The following is a 16,475-nucleotide window of genomic DNA, read 5'->3' as shown; positions in this document are numbered from 1 at the left end:
ACAAACCTAAAGGCCCAGACGGGCCTTTCATGGAGATATGATAATGAAAATACGTAATGTGGTTTCGTTTATGTTGGTATTGGGGGCGCTCTTTCTATTGGTCAAGGCACATGCCCACACTTTAGCTGTCCATGAAGTAGAAGAACGAACGTCCATTGGTCAGAGTACAGATCTTGTCCCGCTTGGCACAGCCTACCAAAGCAAAGGTAAACTATTTTTGGGGCTGCAATCAGTACTTGATAAACAAGTTGAGCACTTGGGTAATACGCACATTGATTTCAGAGTAGGTGTTGACCTGAGCTATCAGCAAGCCCTTAAGTTGATTGATGGTAAGGTAGATGCTGGTTTTGAACTGCCAGCAGTGCGTGTTGATGCTGGCTCGAACTATGCCAAAGACATCAGTGCAGACAGGTATACAGGTACATACACGGTTTATTCTTCTATCAAACCTAAATCCAGGATATTGGTTCCCAGCGATGATATCGGCTATCAGCCGACATTGGCCGCGAAGGAGCTGGCGACTGCGTATCCCGGCAATAAAGCGAGCAACCTGGGAGATGGGTTTGTTCAGGGCTTTGCCTATGGTTCGAATGTAGTTATTAACATGAAAATTGAGTACAGAAATGAAACAGACAAACGCGCAATAGGCGGATACCTGAGTGTTGACTGGATAGGCAAAGTTAAAGTCGACGGCGAACTTCAGAAGATAAGTGAAGAAAAGCGAAACTCAGTGAATATCACGATAAGTGGTATGCAAAGTGGGGGAGATCCAAATAGGTTATTTCAAGTCATACCTGATGGTATCATGCAGTGCACATTACTCAACCCTCAGCCCTGTTTCAACTTATTTGAGGCAGCGATACATTACCTAAAAACGGACTACATCAACCAGTTTGACTCATTGGCGGATTACAACATTACCGATGTTTATACTGCCAGCTATCTGGATTCTGGTGCTGATCTTCAGCAGCTTATCCCTGACAATGGTTATACACCGGTAAATTATCTGACGCGCTTAGTTATAAAGGAGCTGACTGCGCGCTGGATAGAGGAAAGGCTGGTGTATCGACGTGCCAAAAATTTGCAGCGCTACTATGCGGCCCAGTTTTCTGCAGAGCAACTTTTACAGTTGCAGGATATTGAGCGCAAAAGCCGGGCTAACGCGAACTTGTTTGCTGATTTGGTCGACTATTGTGAGCGCAACCCGGAAGGCAATCACTGTATTAATTACGAGGCAGATAATCTGATTTACTTCCATGATTACAGCGCCATCAGTGACGTACTCAGATAAGGATATCTCATGAACATACTCAGATTTTTATTAGTCTTACTAGTACTGATGATGGCTTTTGGTATAAAGGCCGTCGCTTCGGTATCAGAGCAAAACAATGATAATCACCAACAAGCCAGATACAGTGAATTAGGTGATTTACTCACGGTTGAACAAGCTCAAGGCCGATTTGCCTGGCTAAGTAAGTGTTACGATGATGTACTGGTTGAACTGTGGGAGCGGATGCATGCATCAACCGATATTGTCGATAAAGAGGAAAAGCTTCGACAACTCAAAGCCTTGTGGCTTTCCGATACTGCGTTGGCTGCAGGTAAAGCTCAGTACGTGACTTTTGCAAATACCGATTTTACCAACCCATATCAGTGGTATGCGGGGATCAGTGCGGATGAAGCATGTTCTATTATGCCAGCGGAATATGAGCCAGTAGCGCTTAAAACCACCGTGCTACCAAGATCCTATTGTGAGAATCGTAGCTATGAACATGAGTGGGAGTGGATCTCAGAAGTCACAGTGGATGATTTCACGCACCAATCTGGAAAGCACGGGCACAGCATGATTTCGGGCAAAGTGTTTGTGCTGCGAGCGAATCAGGCATCGAAAGTCACGATTAAGCCGGGTAACAAAGATCCGGAGTTCCCATCATATGTTGCCGCACGCGTATGGGTTGACTGGAATCACAATGGTCAGTTTGAGTCTTCGGAAATGGTGTATCGTTCTGCATCAATGGGTGTTTTCCAATTTTTATTAGACGTACCGGCAACAGTGCCCGAAGGTTTGACGTTGATGCGCGTTGCAACGGACGCCGGTGGTGGGTCAAATAATGCGTGTACTCGTGTCCACTACGGTGAAGTAGAAGATTACTTGGTCACTGTTCGTTAAGGAAGATGATATGAATCCAATTTACTCTACATTATTAATGATGCAGCTCACTCTGGTAAGTGGTTATGCACAAAGTGCAGATCCACAGTTGAGCAATAGCGTATTGACTGGCTCGGTTGTTTCAGGGCTGATTAATGACCATATCGAAGTCGGAACGGCTTACGACAGCCAAAAGAAACGCTTTCTAAATGTTCAGCCAATAAGCGGTGTTATTGATGAAAGCTTTGGTAACACTGAGTTGCAGTTCAAAACGGGTATCGACATGGGTTATGACGACATGTTGAGTATTCTCAATGGCAGCGTGGATACCGATGTTAACTTTCCCGTGGTACGCGTATCTGCCGGGGCTTCGCTTGCTAAGGAAATGGCATCCAGCACTTATTCAAGCTCCTATACTTTTAGTGCGTCCAGTACTCCGAAAAAGCGTCTATTTCTACCTGTGGACCAAAACAAGGGATATACCTTGTCACAAGTTGGCGATAGTATTGCCAACAATCACCAGACTCAATTGCAGGCTTTGGTGGGCGATGAATTTGTGACAGGAATCGAGTATGGCGCAAACGTACTGGTTAATTTGAAAATTGATTATGGTAGTAATAAAGACAAGTCAGATATAGGCGGTTATCTGGATGTGGACTTGTATGGTGGTGTATTCAATGTAGGCGGGCAGCTCAAGTACTTGCAGAATGACACAAAATCGTCGGTCAAAATAACGGTAAGAGCAGTGCAACAGGGCGGCGACCCAAAACAATTGTTGTCGGTCATACCCAACAATATTATCACTTGCTCTTTGGATAACCCAAAACCTTGTTTTGATATGTTTTATGAGGCGGTTAAGTACGCAAAAACGGGTTTTAATAGCCAGCTGTCATCGCTGAGTGATTACAATGTTGTGCGTTATTATACAACCCGTTACGACAAATCCTCTCTGGCACTGCGCGCATTGGTACCCGACTATCAGGTAGTCAGAAATGCGACTAAGTGGCTGATCACTGAACTTGAGGATGACTTTAAACAAGCTATTCTGGACGAGCAAAGAGCAGCCAACCTGCTTAACAGCTATTACGCATACTTACCTGAGACGCAGCGCCTGGCTGTAAAACGTATCAAAACGCTTGCCTACGATAATGCCTGGTTTTCTTTCAACGCTGCCCAGTTTTGCCGTGATAACCCTTTTGGTTATGCCTGTGAAAATAAGGTACAGGAAATGAAAAATGCGTGTGTTCAGCGAGGCAAGTCTTGTCCTGCCAGTTACGACATAACGGATTTGCAATTGCCTTCGAGTGATGGTCAGGATTGGAAACAATGTGAGTTAGCCCGCCAAGAGGCTGTTCGCTCAGGGGTTGTTTCACAAGCACACAGTGTTCTGTTTCGCAACCTAAGATGGGCGCCCACTTTTATTGATGCAAGTGCGCCTGCCCGTGGGATATTGAACTGGCGATTGTGTGAGGCTGCTTTAAGCACTTACGGTGTGGCATTTCAGCAGTAGTATCAACGCGTATGTCTGATTGCAGGCATACGCCCTATCGCAAAATTACTGTCTGGCACCGAATTATTGCCTAATACAAGTGAGTACATTTACGCATTTGAAGTAGTACTATCAGATGGATTAGTTAGCGTATTATATTTTATTTTTTAACGATTATGTTACAATGAGAGCCGTCATACGTTGGCTTCATCAATGAAGCTTGGGTATCACGTATGGTCCAATATCACTATCAGGGAGTGACTATGTACAAATTAATGACCAGCCTATTATTCATACTGACTTGCACTGTATCAGCGTCTGCCAATGATGCGCAGTATTTTTGGCGATTTGGTGACGGTTCTGTTTCTCATGAAGCAGAACCTGAACATGAGTACGCACAACCTGGTATTTATACCGTGACTCGAGAAGTCTATCAGGATGGAAAGCTACTGGAGTCCTCTGAAAAGCAAATTGATCTTATTTCTCCAAAAATTGTTGGACTGGTTATCTTACAGCCCGGTGAAGTGGTACAGGGGCAAAATGTAGAATTTCTGGCAAACCTGACGTCCAGCGAGCCACTTGATTTGCACTACCAATGGTACGTTGCTGGTGAACCTGTCAATGTAGAAGCAGACCACGTCAAATTTACAACTAAATTTGCAGAATCTGGTATTGTAGAGTTGTCGGTTGATGCACTGTGGCAGCAAATCGTGGTCTCGAGTGCCAGCGCTCAGATAGAAGTCATCGAAGCTGATAACGACGGTGATAAGCCGGACGATGGTGATGACAACCCTGGTGATGGTGATAACAACCCAGGTGATGGTGATGACAACCCAGGTGATGGTGATGACAACCAAGGCGAGGGTGGTGACAACCCAGGTGACGGTGGTGATAACCCAGGTGACGGTGGTGATAACCCAGGTGACGGTGGTGATAACCCAGGTGACGGCGGTGACAACCCCGGTAGCGACAAAGGAAGCGACAATAAAACACCAGGCACCGGCAAGTCTGATGAAGGAGGATCCGGCGGTAGCCTTCATTTCCTGAGCTTATTGCTCGCTGGTGCCTGTGTCATACGCAGGCGTCGCTAGTTAAGTAGCCCTACCTACACATATAGCTGCCAGCCATTGGCAGCTATATGCTTCAGCTCCAATACACCATCTAGATACAACTCTGCAGACGAGGTTTTTCGTAGCCTGCTGAGAGGATTAAAAACGAAGTTCATACCAAGTAATAAGCCGGTAGGTTCTCTCATCGGAATTTAAGCGTCAATTTCGCCATATTGTCTGTAAATAGCATTCATACGTAGCATATTGTGATTTGAGACTGTCATTTTAGTCGAGCCCAGAGGCAGCAGAGTTTGTTAGACATAGTAGAATGGGTCTAAAACAGAGCTGTTTTGAATATACAAGGAGGCCAGATGTTGGTTGAAATGGCAATTGCTGATGCATACGGTGCCGGATTTGAGTTTGTTGCAAAAGATATTATTCGTACACACAATGATCTTAGTGGCTACCGGGCACATGCATTATCTGGTGAGTCAGCCTGCTACACTGACGACACGCAAATGTCCCTGGCATTGGCTGAGCTGATGGTAAGTGATAAACCCTGGGACAGCGAAACGATTGCCGCTGCTTTTTACGATACGTACCACAGAGATCCGGTTCATGGCTATGCCAAGCGATTGCAACAGGCTTTTGCCGAGGCGCCTAATGCTAAAGCGTTTGCCTGGCTGGTTAAGACCGATAGCTTTGGTAATGGCGCTATGATGCGTGCTCTGCCATTGGGTTATCTGGCTGATGAGCAAAAAATTATGAGTAGAGCTGAGCTGCAAGCCCGGGTAACACACGACCACGATATTGCGGTCAACGCGGCCAGGTGTATTGCTCTGGCGACTCATGCGGGCTTATATAAAAAGGCAACGCTAGATACTTTGCCTGATTATCTTACTGATTTCGGTTGTGTGTTTGATGCTCAGTGGGAAGGGCCAGTCCGAGCTATTTCAGAAGACACACTGAGCGCGGTTTTGATGGTGCTGAGCCAGTCGCGTAGTCTGAGTCATATACTCGAACTATCTGTAAACTTAGGCGGAGACACAGACAGTGTAGCGGCAATCAGTTGTGGTATAGCAAGCTGCTATGACAAGGTCGAAAAAGATCTGCCCCAGGGATTAATTGCTCAGTTTGATCATCCTCATTACGGCCTTGAATACCTGGCCAATATTGATTTGCGCCTCGAAGCATTGAAGCGATGAGTTTATTGGCGTAGAAGAAAAATAACATCGCTACAGGGTTGTGTTGAAAGGCAACATGGTAAATGGGTGAGCCCTAAGCATTTGTGAATAAGCTGCTGGGTCTCAGGGATTCGGCACAGGTGCGTTGCGTCTTTCCGTACAAGGTATTGATGAAACGTATTGGGAAATGACATACACCAGTAGCTGGCCAAACTAAACCTGCACCAGCCGCTACTCCGGCAAACCGACATTATTTGGATAAAGTACAGGTCAGCTATGCCTATGATAGTTCAACTAAATCTTGGTACATTGACACCATGTTCCCAACAAAGACAGACTAAATAGTTTAGGTTTTAATATGCATGTATATTTTTCAGAAATTTATCCTATTACAAAACATATCTCCAAACCGTTTAGAGGTGAGTGGGGTCCTGGGATATGCTATGAAGGTGAATTTAAGAGCCAATTCCCATCTAAGGCTTTCTTAGGTGAGCTGTCTTTGTGTATCTATGAAATGCAGGAATTATGCTACCAACATTATCGCAGTGATGAAGATAGAGGACGTCTTAGACAGGAGCTTATTAAGCTGTTCAATGCGGATAAGGTACATTGGCTGGGGATGAATTCCGACTCTGGGTTGATTGGAGATAAAAAGCAGGAAGATCCTGACTACAATGGCATTCAACCTTACGCAGTAAGTGTTTGAGAAGAAGTATTTTTCGATGAAATTGAAAACAATAGTATTGACCCGGAAGAAGAGTACCACATCGATATGCTAAAACTCATGGTGAAACGCTGCATGTGGGATGTACTATTTCCCGGTGAGACCCTGCCAGGCTATAAAGAGCCCACATCGGGTGATTTATCGCTACTGGATTACAGTGTGATGAAATAATGCAGGAGCCATCTTGCATTTTGACAAGGCCAGCCTTTTAGCTGGTCTTGTCATTTTCACTGTGTATTCTTCTATTTTACTAGCTCAATCTTGTTTTATGGTAAATGGGCGTTTTCATCGTAGGTATTTGCCGTTGCTATTTTGGGTGGAGTTACAATTCAGCTTCTCCTACTCAAAAAGCGCTCTGCGATATAAGGGCGTATCAACCAACTGCTGGTAGGCGGCGCGCAGTTGAGCAACCCGCTCCGGGCTAGTGGCTAAGCTGGCCGCCAGATAGCCCCTGACACTGAGCGGTTCAATATCCAGCACATAGCGAAAGTGACCGTCGGGTAACCTCATTGCTTGCGCCATGGCGCTGATATAGCGTGGGTCGTCCACAACCAGGTCTACTTTGTTAGCCGCCAGTAAGTGGTAGGATTGTTGAATATCTGCGGTCTCGATAAATTCAAAGCCCAGTCTATGCAATACCTGGGCAGCCACATCATCTCTTTGTACGGCAAGCCGATATTGCCTGGCGTCTTGCAGTGTTTCAATTTGGATGTTTCGGGGCGATTGGTTTGTTACAAAACCGAGGTGAAAGAGCGCCACAGGGCCAATCCAGTGAAACAAGGCTTCTCGTTGCGGGGTTTTTGCCATACTGTAGATTAGGGTGTTTGGCTTATCTTTCGCTGTATTTAAAGCGCGTGCCCAGGGATACATGTAAAACTCCCCCTCAAGTGCAGCTATGTCTAAAATGGCTTTAACCAGTTCGGTGCTTACACCGGCAACCTGGTTGTTAACCCAGGTTTGATTGGGCGGAGATAATTCCGTGACTACGGTGAACTTAGCCCAGCTGTGAAAGCTACTCAGCAGCGTGACCAGCATCAGGGTAACGACTGTTTTTACCATCAAAAACATACCTTTTAATCTGCATACGGATAAAAGTGTAGCAGGGTCAGGTCATCTTGCCCTTATTATTCAAGGTGTCAGCCAGTGTGGCGCTGAATAGCTATAAATTTCATGAATACCCCCTATATTGTAAATTGTCGACAATCTGGTCCAGATCGGGTTGACGTACACGTAAAGCAGCACTATATTGTCTACAACTTTTAACAAGACCGGAAGGCAAAGACATAATGAGCTTTATGCATGAAAGTGCCGTAACTGCTTCTGATAAAGCATTTTTCCGGCTTAGAAAAGAGATTGTTGAAGGTGATATTCCGGCTGGCTCCAAGCTGAGCGAAATGGAATTGTCGACAAAGTATGAGGTAAGTCGAGCGGTTGTTCGGGAAGCGATAAACCGCCTTGAGGCCTGCCATCTGGTTGAACGTCGTCCGAATGTGGGGGCCAGAGTGGTCTCGCTGAGCGAAGAAGGCCTGATGGAGTTGTATCAGGTGCGCGAAGCCCTCGAAGGCATGGCTGCGCGTCTGGCAGCACAGCATATGCCTGACGAAGAAATTGCTAAGCTCAACAGCTTGTTGAACGAGCAGTTTGACGAAGTCAAAGGCGGCGAATCTTATTATCAGGAAGCAGGCGATCTGGACTTTCATTACCGCATTATTGTCGGCAGTCAGAATCAGCAGCTTATTGCCATGCTGAGCAATGGCATTTATCACCTGGCGCGTATGTATCGGGTGCAACTCGGCATGGCCGGGCCACGCGTTACAACGGCCTACGACGAACACAAACACATAGTGCGTGCCATCGCAAATCGAGATGCCGAGTTGGCAGAAATGCTGATGCGCCGCCATATTCAATATTCTAAAAATAATATTGCCACCAAGTTAACCAAACAGCATCAGTCATAATCGGGGAGACACACTTATGAGTACAGGGATCATCAGCGCAGGTAAAAGATTTCGTGACGCGCTCAAAGCCAATCAGCCACTACAGATTGTGGGCACCATTAATGCTTACAGCGCCATCATGGCGAAAAAAATCGGTCATCAGGCTATCTACCTTTCAGGCGGTGGCGTTGCGAATGCCTCTTATGGTCTGCCGGACTTAGGCATCACCTCTTTAAACGATGTCATTGCGGATGTCCAGCGTATTACGTCTGCTTGTGACCTGCCTCTGATGGTCGATATCGACACGGGCTGGGGTGGAGCATTTAACATTGCTAAAACCATTCAGGAAATGCAAAAAGCGGGTGCCGCTGCTGTGCATATGGAAGATCAGGTTGCGCAAAAGCGCTGTGGTCACCGTCCTAACAAAGAGATAGTGTCGACAGACGAAATGGTCGACCGCATCAAAGCAGCAGTCGATGCGCGTACCGATCCAGACTTCTTCATCATGGCGCGTACCGACGCGTTTGCACAGGAAGGCCTTGAAGCGGCCATTGAGCGTGCCAAAGCCTATGTTGCAGCCGGTGCAGACGGTATTTTCGCAGAAGCTGTGCAGACAGAAGAACATTATCGTGCATTTGCCGAAGCGCTGGATGTGCCCATTCTGGCGAATATCACCGAGTTCGGTAAAACAGAGCTGTGGAACAAAAAAGAGCTGGGTGAGTGGGGCGTCGATATGGTGCTTTACCCGCTGAGTGCGTTCCGCGCAATGAACAAAGCCGCAGAGATGGTGTATCAATCAATTTTAGAAAACGGCGATCAGAAAGCCGTCATCGACAGCATGCAAACTCGTATGGACTTGTATGATTATCTTGGCTATCACGAGTACGAGCAAAAACTCGACGCATTGTTTGCGCAAGGTAAGAACAAATAAAAAGTTTAAAGGATAAAGATAAAGCCGCGTTCCTGCGGCTTTTATCACAATGAAATTAACCAGCAGGTAAAATTCAGGAGACAACAAAATGGCTAAAGTATTAAGCGGTGCAGGCCTTCGCGGTCAGGTTGCGGGTAAAACAGCACTTTCAACAGTGGGTAAATCAGGCTCAGGCCTGACTTATCGTGGCTACGACGTAAAAGACCTGGCTGAACACTGTCAGTTTGAGGAAGTCGCATATCTGATCCTAAAAGGTAAATTGCCTAACCAGCAGGAGCTGGACAGCTACAAGGCACTACTAAAATCTCAGCGCGGTCTGCCACAGGCACTAAAAGAAGTGTTGGAGCGCATTCCGGCCGACGCACACCCAATGGACGTACTGCGCACCGGTTGTTCTATGCTGGGTAACCTGGAAGGTGAGCACGACTTTGAACAACAGCAGGCCATCACAGATCGTATGCTGGCATGTTTCCCAAGCATCATCTGTTACTGGTATCGCTTTAGCCATGATGGTGTACGTGTTGATGTTGAAACAGACGACGATTCAATCGGCGCACACTTCCTGCATATGTTGCATGGCGAAAAGCCAAGCGAGTTGCATGAGCGCGTAATGCACGTTTCACTTATTCTGTATGCAGAGCATGAGTTTAACGCCTCTACCTTCACTGCACGTGTGTGTGCTTCTACCCTGTCTGACATGCATTCATGTATCACAGGTGCTATCGGCTCGCTACGTGGTCCTCTGCACGGTGGTGCGAACGAAGCGGCAATGGAAATGATTGAGCGTTTTGAGTCGGCCGATCACGCAGAGCAGGAAATGATGGGCATGCTGGAGCGTAAAGAAAAGATCATGGGCTTTGGTCACGCTATCTACTCTGAGTCTGATCCGCGTAACGAAATCATCAAAGGCTGGTCTGAAAAGCTGGCAGCTGATGTGGGTGATACCGTGCTTTATCCGGTTTCTGTACGTTGCGAAGCGGTGATGTGGCGCGAGAAGAAGCTGTTCTGTAATGCGGATTTCTTCCACGCATCGGCTTATCACTTTATGAAGATCCCAACTAAGCTGTTTACGCCTATCTTCGTAATGTCGCGTCTGACAGGCTGGGCAGGTCACGTGATGGAGCAAAGAGCAGACAACCGTATTATCCGTCCGTCAGCGGAATATACGGGTGAGGAACTGCGTCCGGTTCCAGCTATGTCTGAGCGTTAATCCCCCAACTTAACATTCGTCACTGTATGGCACAGATCACCGACAATAATCATAAAGATCTGTGCCGTTGAGCCAATGAGCAATCCTGGAAGTAGTTATGAACAGCCAATTTCGCAAAAAATTACCTGACTCTTCGCTGTGTTATTACGACACGCGCGAAGCGGTCGAAGCCATCAAGCCCGGTGCGTATGATGGCTTACCTTATACCTCTAAAGTGTTAGCAGAAAACCTGGTGCGCCGCGCCGAGCCTGAAAAACTCAACGATTATCTGAGCCAAATTATCGAGCGTCGTCGTGACTTGGATTTCCCCTGGTTTCCGGCGCGTGTGGTCTGTCATGATATTTTAGGCCAGACGGCGCTGGTAGACCTTGCCGGTTTGCGTGATGCCATTGCTGAAAAAGGCGGCGACCCTGCCAAAGTAAACCCGGTGGTGCCAACTCAGCTGATCGTTGATCACAGCCTGGCAGTAGAGCACGCCGGTTATGAAGAGAACGCCTTTGAGAAAAATCGGGCGATTGAAGACCGCCGTAACGACGACCGCTTCCACTTTATTAACTGGACCAAAACGGCCTTTAAAAACGTTGATGTGATCCCGCCGGGCAATGGTATTTTGCACCAGATCAATCTGGAGAAAATGTCGCCGGTTATCCAGGCGCGTGATGGCGTGGCATTCCCGGATACCCTGGTTGGAACCGACAGCCATACCCCGCATGTGGATGCACTGGGCGTAATTGCCGTGGGTGTAGGGGGTCTTGAAGCCGAGAGCGTAATGCTGGGTCGTGCTTCTTATATGCGCCTGCCGGATATTGTGGGTGTAGAGCTGGTTGGCAAACGTCAGCCAGGGATCACCGCCACAGACATAGTGCTGGCCATCACGGAATTTTTACGTCAGGAGCGCGTGGTTTCTTCGTACCTTGAGTTCTTCGGCGAAGGCTGCGAGGGCTTGTCTTTAGGTGACCGGGCAACCATTTCGAACATGACACCTGAGTATGGCGCCACGGCTGCCATGTTCTATATTGACCAGCAAACCATTGATTATCTGCGCCTGACCGGTCGTGATGATGAGCAAATCAAGCTGGTTGAGCAATATGCTAAGCACACTGGTTTATGGGCCGATGCCATGACTGGTGCGCAGTACGAGCGTGTGCTGAAATTTGATTTATCTTCGGTTGGCCGTAACCTGGCCGGTCCGTCAAACCCGCATCGCCGTGTTGCAACGGCAGACTTGGCCAAGCAAGGCATTGTGGCAGATTACGAGCAGCGTGATGGAGAAATGCCAGACGGTGCGGTGATCATCGCAGCCATCACCAGCTGTACCAACACCAGTAATCCGCGTAATGTGGTGGCCGCTGGTTTGCTGGCACGTAATGCCAACAAACTGGGCCTGAGCCGCAAGCCGTGGGTTAAAACCTCATTTGCGCCGGGTTCTAAAGCGGTGCGTTCTTATATGGAAGAAGCGCAGTTATTGCCTGAGCTTGAGCAACTGGGCTTTGGTATCGTGGCATTTGCCTGTACCACCTGTAACGGCATGAGTGGGGCACTAGATCCAAAAATTCAGCAAGAAGTGATCGACCGCGACCTATACGCTACAGCCGTCCTATCGGGCAACCGCAACTTTGATGGTCGCATACACCCTTACGCTAAGCAGGCTTTCCTGGCATCACCGCCTTTGGTTGTGGCATATGCGATTGCCGGATCAGTGCGTTTTGATATCGAAAATGGCGTGCTGGGTCATGACCAGGCTGGCAACCCGGTAACGTTAAAAGACATCTGGCCAAGCGATGAAGAGATTGATGCAGTCATCGCGCAGAGCGTGAAACCGGAGCAATTCCGTGCCGTTTACGAACCTATGTTTGACCTGAGCGTTGACTATGGTGAAGACAACGACCCGCTCTATCAGTGGCGTGAGATGAGTACCTACATCCGCCGTCCGCCTTACTGGGAAGGCGCGTTAGCAGGTGAGCGTACCATGAAGGGCATGCGACCACTGGCGATTCTGGGTGACAACATCACCACAGATCACTTGTCTCCGTCGAATGCGATTCTTGCTTCCAGTGCCGCTGGTGAATATCTGGCGAAAATGGGTTTGCCTGAAGAAGACTTTAACTCGTATGCAACCCACCGTGGCGACCATTTAACGGCACAGCGTGCTACCTTTGCTAACCCCAAACTCCTGAATGAAATGGTGTTGGAAAACGGCGAAGTGAAGCAGGGCTCACTGGCGCGTCTTGAGCCAGAAGGCAAAGTCACTCGCATGTGGGAAGCCATCGAAACCTATATGGAGCGCAAGCAACCGCTGATCATCGTAGCCGGTGCGGATTATGGCCAGGGCTCGTCTCGCGACTGGGCAGCCAAAGGCGTGCGTTTAGCGGGTGTAGAAGTGATTGTGGCTGAAGGCTTTGAGCGTATCCACCGTACCAATCTGATTGGAATGGGCGTGTTACCGCTGGAATTCCAAAATGGTACAACGCGTAAAACGCTGGAGCTGGATGGCACTGAAACCTACGATGTCGAAGGCACACGCACACCAGGCGCAACGCTGAATCTGATCATCCACCGCAGTAATGGCGTGCAGCTTGAAGTGCCGGTGTTGTGTCGTCTGGACACAGAAGAAGAAGTGTCTATTTACGAAGCCGGTGGCGTGCTACAGCGCTTTGCCAAAGACTTTTTGGAAGCAAACGCTTAACCACTGCATTCTTGCTCCGCACTAACTGTGGAGCCTGTCTGAGCAGAGTGCACCCACAAAGGGTGTTCACTCTGCTACTTAGGATGAAAACTATGACTTTCAAACCTCAACTACGTGTGCCAGCGACCTATATGCGCGGTGGCACTTCCAAAGGCGTGTTTTTTAATCTCAGCGATCTTCCCGAGGCGGCACAAGTGCCTGGGGAAGCACGCGACAGACTGCTACTGCGAGTGATTGGCAGCCCGGATCCTTATGCCAAGCAAACCGATGGTATGGGCGGTGCGACTTCCAGTACCAGCAAAACCGTGATCCTGTCGAAAAGTGAAAAAGCGGACCATGATGTGGATTATCTATTTGGTCAGGTCGCGATAGACAAGCCTTTTATCGACTGGAGTGGCAACTGTGGCAATCTGACCGCAGCGGTAGGTGCCTTTGCCATTAGCAATGGCCTGGTAGATGCCAGCAGAATACCCGAAAACGGCATTGCCGTCGTACGGATCTGGCAGGCAAACATTGAGAAAACCATTATCGCTCATGTGCCTATGGCAAATGGCGAAGTGCAGGAAAGTGGCGACTTTGAGCTTGATGGCGTGACCTTTCCTGCCGCTGAAGTGGTGGTGGAATTTATAGATCCAGCCGACGGCGATGCAGATATGTTCCCAAGTGGCAACCTGGTCGACCAACTGGAAGTGCCAGAGATTGGCACGTTTGATGTAACTATGATCAATGCCGGGATCCCAACCTTGTTTTTCCGCGCCGAGGACTTAGGTTACACAGGTGTGGAACTGCAAGAAGCGATCAATAGTGACGACGCGGCATTGGCCCGATTTGAGCAGATCCGCGCTTACGGTGCTGTAAAAATGGGCCTGATTGAGCACATTGACGAAGCCAAGGTGCGTCAGCACACCCCTAAAATTGCTTTTGTATGCGGTGCTAAGGCGTATACCGCCTCCAGTGGCAAGGCTATTTCGCAGCAGGACATTGACTTGTCTGTTCGAGCGCTGTCTATGGGTAAGCTGCACCATGCCATGATGGGCACGGCCGCAGTGGCGATTGCCACGGCTGCTGCTATCCCCGGTACATTGGTGAACCTGGCGGCAGGCGGTGGTGAGCGCAACAGCGTTACTTTTGGCCATCCTTCGGGCACTTTGAAAGTGGGCGCAGAAGCCGAACTGGCAAATGGCCGCTGGCTGGCAAAAAAAGCGGTGATGAGCCGCAGCGCCCGAGTGGTGATGGAGGGACATGTTCGAGTCCCGCAAGAACAAATTTAGTGATGAAAATTGGCCCGGTTAATCCGGGCCTTGTTTTTTAAGGAACGAAAAAGATGTACGAAGCGTTATTTTCTATTGCCCTGACCACAGCATTGTTGCTTGGCTCGCCAGGTCCGGCACCCTTAGCATTGGCCGCTGTTGGTGCCAGCTCAGGTGTGCGCCGTGGAGTGCCATTTTTATCCGGTATTCTGCTGGGCTTGTTAGTGGCAATTATTGCGGCTGCTACGGGGCTGGGGGCGCTGTTGTTAAGCTATCCGAATCTCAGTGCTGTGTGTCAGGGCGTGGCCATCGCTTACCTGTTTTATGTCGCCTATAAAATTGCGACCAATCGCAGTGGTTTATCTGACGTGTCTGGGGGAGAAGTGGGTTTTCGGGATGGTTTTATTCTGAATTTGCTTAACCCAAAGGCATACGCAGCCTGTATTGCCATTTTTGCCAACAACAGTGTGCCTGATGCGAGCCCTGTGATGGGAGCCGTGTTGGCTGCGCTAACGTGTTTTGCAATTGCCATTTTGGTGGATAGCCTGTGGCTGGTGTTTGGTGGGGTATTACACCGTTTTATTAAAACCCCCAAACAGTTGCGTATTTTGCGTTTATTTTTTGCCTTTTTGTTAACCTCTCTGCTAGTTTGGATAAGTACCACCTATATCCAGAACTGAGGCTGCCATGGAGCGCTTTCATTCTATCTCTGTTGATACCGAACGCCTGAATGGCGGTCTGTTAATGAGTTTTAAAGCGCTTGGCAAGGTTAGTCATGCAGATTATATGGCTATTAAGGCCGTGATTGACAGCGCGCTGAGAGCGGCCGCCGGGCAGCAAATCAGAGTACTGGTCGACGTTACTGAATTTGAGGGCTGGGAGCTGCATGCAGCCTGGGACGATGTAGCACTGGCACTGCGCCACAGCCATGACTTTTATAAAATAGCGGTATTAGGCAACAGTCGTTGGCAAAAACTGGCTGCTATGGTTGGAAACTGGTTTGTAGATGGGGAATCTCGCTATTTTGAGGACAAAGCTCATGCCCTGTCCTGGCTGCAAAGTGAGTGATCCCGGCAAGATTTAAACGTATATAATAATCACTGGGGTGCTAAGAAAAGGCTGATATAAATTTATGAACACACTTTTTATCACAGGTGCAAATCGTGGCATTGGGCTTGCGCTCGTTAAACTGTATCTTGAGCAGGGCTGGAGAGTATTAGCAAGTTGCAGAGCGCCGCAATCTGCCGACGCGTTGTGGCAGCTGGAGCAGCAGTTTAGCCATTTACAGATAGTCGCGCTGGATATCACTAACTATGCGCAAATGACAAAACTCGCCGCATCGCTTATTGATGTGCCCATTGATTTGGTGATAAACAATGCTGGTGTCTATGGCCCAAAAGGCTATGCATTTGGCGACTGTGATGTGGAGCAATGGAAGCGTGTTATGGAAGTCAATGTGATTGCACCGCTAAAATTGGCAGAGGCATTCACCCCGCAACTAAGACTGGGTAAGTTAAAGACCTTTGCGGTGCTGTCATCTAAAGTTGGCAGCATGACCAACAACACCAAAGGTGGCGGGTATATCTATCGTAGCTCAAAAGCGGCGTTAAATTCGGTGATCAAGAGCCTTTCCAATGACCTGTTACCTGAAGGAATAAAAACCGTGGCGCTGCATCCGGGCTGGGTTAAAACCGATATGGGTGGCCCTAATGCCCTGATCTCTGCCGAAGAATCTGCACAAGGCCTAAAACAGGTGCTGGATGAGCTACATGAAGCGCAAAGCGGCGGGTTCTATGATTACCAGGGACTGGCTATTCCCTGGTAATGTTAACAAGCCTGAATACAAAGTTTTGCCAGCCAACTTGC

General features: G+C 48.4%; 16 protein-coding genes. 15 read left to right on the top strand and 1 reads right to left on the bottom strand.

Annotated features, from left to right (window positions below):
* Positions 1-43: 43 nt before the first annotated feature.
* The 7 genes from C3B51_RS14435 to C3B51_RS24085 all read left to right on the top strand — a co-directional run bounded on the left by C3B51_RS14435 (position 44) and on the right by C3B51_RS24085 (position 6,766).
* The gene (locus C3B51_RS14435) at positions 44-1,291 is read left to right on the top strand and encodes a hypothetical protein (protein ID WP_130245488.1); all 1,248 of its coding nucleotides are present in this window, start codon (positions 44-46) and stop codon (positions 1,289-1,291) included.
* Between the two features lie 9 nt (positions 1,292-1,300).
* Positions 1,301-2,170 (top strand): GEVED domain-containing protein, encoded by an 870-nt coding sequence (locus C3B51_RS14430; RefSeq protein ID WP_130245487.1) that lies wholly within the window; start codon positions 1,301-1,303, stop codon positions 2,168-2,170.
* Positions 2,171-2,180: 10 nt separating this feature from the next.
* Complete coding sequence (locus C3B51_RS14425) at positions 2,181-3,659, top strand: internalin (RefSeq protein ID WP_125717251.1); 1,479 nt, start codon at positions 2,181-2,183, stop codon at positions 3,657-3,659.
* A 242-nt stretch (positions 3,660-3,901) separates the two neighbouring features.
* On the top strand, positions 3,902-4,729 hold the full coding sequence (locus C3B51_RS14420) for a PKD domain-containing protein (RefSeq protein ID WP_165389162.1): 828 nt from the start codon (positions 3,902-3,904) through the stop codon (positions 4,727-4,729).
* Between the two features lie 329 nt (positions 4,730-5,058).
* Complete coding sequence (locus C3B51_RS14415) at positions 5,059-5,892, top strand: ADP-ribosylglycohydrolase family protein (RefSeq protein ID WP_130245485.1); 834 nt, start codon at positions 5,059-5,061, stop codon at positions 5,890-5,892.
* 337 nt (positions 5,893-6,229) lie between these two features.
* Positions 6,230-6,577, top strand: a complete 348-nt coding sequence (locus C3B51_RS14410) for a hypothetical protein (protein WP_130245484.1) — start codon at positions 6,230-6,232, stop codon at positions 6,575-6,577.
* 66 nt (positions 6,578-6,643) lie between these two features.
* Positions 6,644-6,766, top strand: a complete 123-nt coding sequence (locus C3B51_RS24085) for a hypothetical protein (protein ID WP_276313858.1) — start codon at positions 6,644-6,646, stop codon at positions 6,764-6,766.
* A 168-nt stretch (positions 6,767-6,934) separates the two neighbouring features.
* Here C3B51_RS24085 and C3B51_RS14405 read toward each other — a convergent pair whose 3' ends face one another.
* Positions 6,935-7,654 carry a substrate-binding periplasmic protein gene (locus tag C3B51_RS14405; protein ID WP_125717408.1) on the bottom strand — a complete coding sequence of 240 codons (720 nt, stop codon included), beginning with the start codon at positions 7,652-7,654 and terminating at the stop codon, positions 6,935-6,937.
* A 227-nt stretch (positions 7,655-7,881) separates the two neighbouring features.
* Here C3B51_RS14405 and C3B51_RS14400 point away from each other — a divergent pair, with 227 nt between their 5' ends.
* From C3B51_RS14400 to C3B51_RS14365, 8 genes are all read left to right on the top strand, one after another.
* On the top strand, positions 7,882-8,553 hold the full coding sequence (locus tag C3B51_RS14400; RefSeq protein WP_046007265.1) for a GntR family transcriptional regulator: 672 nt from the start codon (positions 7,882-7,884) through the stop codon (positions 8,551-8,553).
* Between the two features lie 31 nt (positions 8,554-8,584).
* Complete coding sequence (prpB, locus tag C3B51_RS14395) at positions 8,585-9,463, top strand: methylisocitrate lyase (RefSeq protein ID WP_125717407.1); 879 nt, start codon at positions 8,585-8,587, stop codon at positions 9,461-9,463.
* Between the two features lie 88 nt (positions 9,464-9,551).
* Positions 9,552-10,673, top strand: coding sequence for a bifunctional 2-methylcitrate synthase/citrate synthase (gene prpC, locus C3B51_RS14390; protein ID WP_054013548.1), 1,122 nt, complete (start codon positions 9,552-9,554; stop codon positions 10,671-10,673).
* Positions 10,674-10,770: 97 nt separating this feature from the next.
* Positions 10,771-13,359, top strand: a complete 2,589-nt coding sequence (acnD, locus tag C3B51_RS14385) for a Fe/S-dependent 2-methylisocitrate dehydratase AcnD (RefSeq protein ID WP_130245483.1) — start codon at positions 10,771-10,773, stop codon at positions 13,357-13,359.
* Positions 13,360-13,451: 92 nt separating this feature from the next.
* The gene (prpF, locus tag C3B51_RS14380) at positions 13,452-14,630 is read left to right on the top strand and encodes a 2-methylaconitate cis-trans isomerase PrpF (protein ID WP_130245482.1); all 1,179 of its coding nucleotides are present in this window, start codon (positions 13,452-13,454) and stop codon (positions 14,628-14,630) included.
* A gap of 53 nt (positions 14,631-14,683) precedes the next feature.
* A complete protein-coding gene (locus C3B51_RS14375) occupies positions 14,684-15,289 on the top strand; it encodes a LysE family translocator (RefSeq protein ID WP_130245481.1) in 606 nt (201 codons plus the stop codon).
* A gap of 7 nt (positions 15,290-15,296) precedes the next feature.
* Entirely contained in the window at positions 15,297-15,677 is a 381-nt protein-coding gene (locus C3B51_RS14370; RefSeq protein ID WP_046007260.1) for an STAS/SEC14 domain-containing protein, read from the top strand.
* A 64-nt stretch (positions 15,678-15,741) separates the two neighbouring features.
* Positions 15,742-16,434, top strand: a complete 693-nt coding sequence (locus C3B51_RS14365; protein ID WP_125717244.1) for an SDR family oxidoreductase — start codon at positions 15,742-15,744, stop codon at positions 16,432-16,434.
* Positions 16,435-16,475 lie beyond the last annotated feature (41 nt).

Source organism: Pseudoalteromonas rubra, assembly GCF_004212645.1.
Lineage (GTDB): Bacteria > Pseudomonadota > Gammaproteobacteria > Enterobacterales > Alteromonadaceae > Pseudoalteromonas > Pseudoalteromonas rubra_G.
Note: the sequence above shows the minus strand (reverse complement) of the source record. Positions and strands in the feature narration are given on the sequence as shown.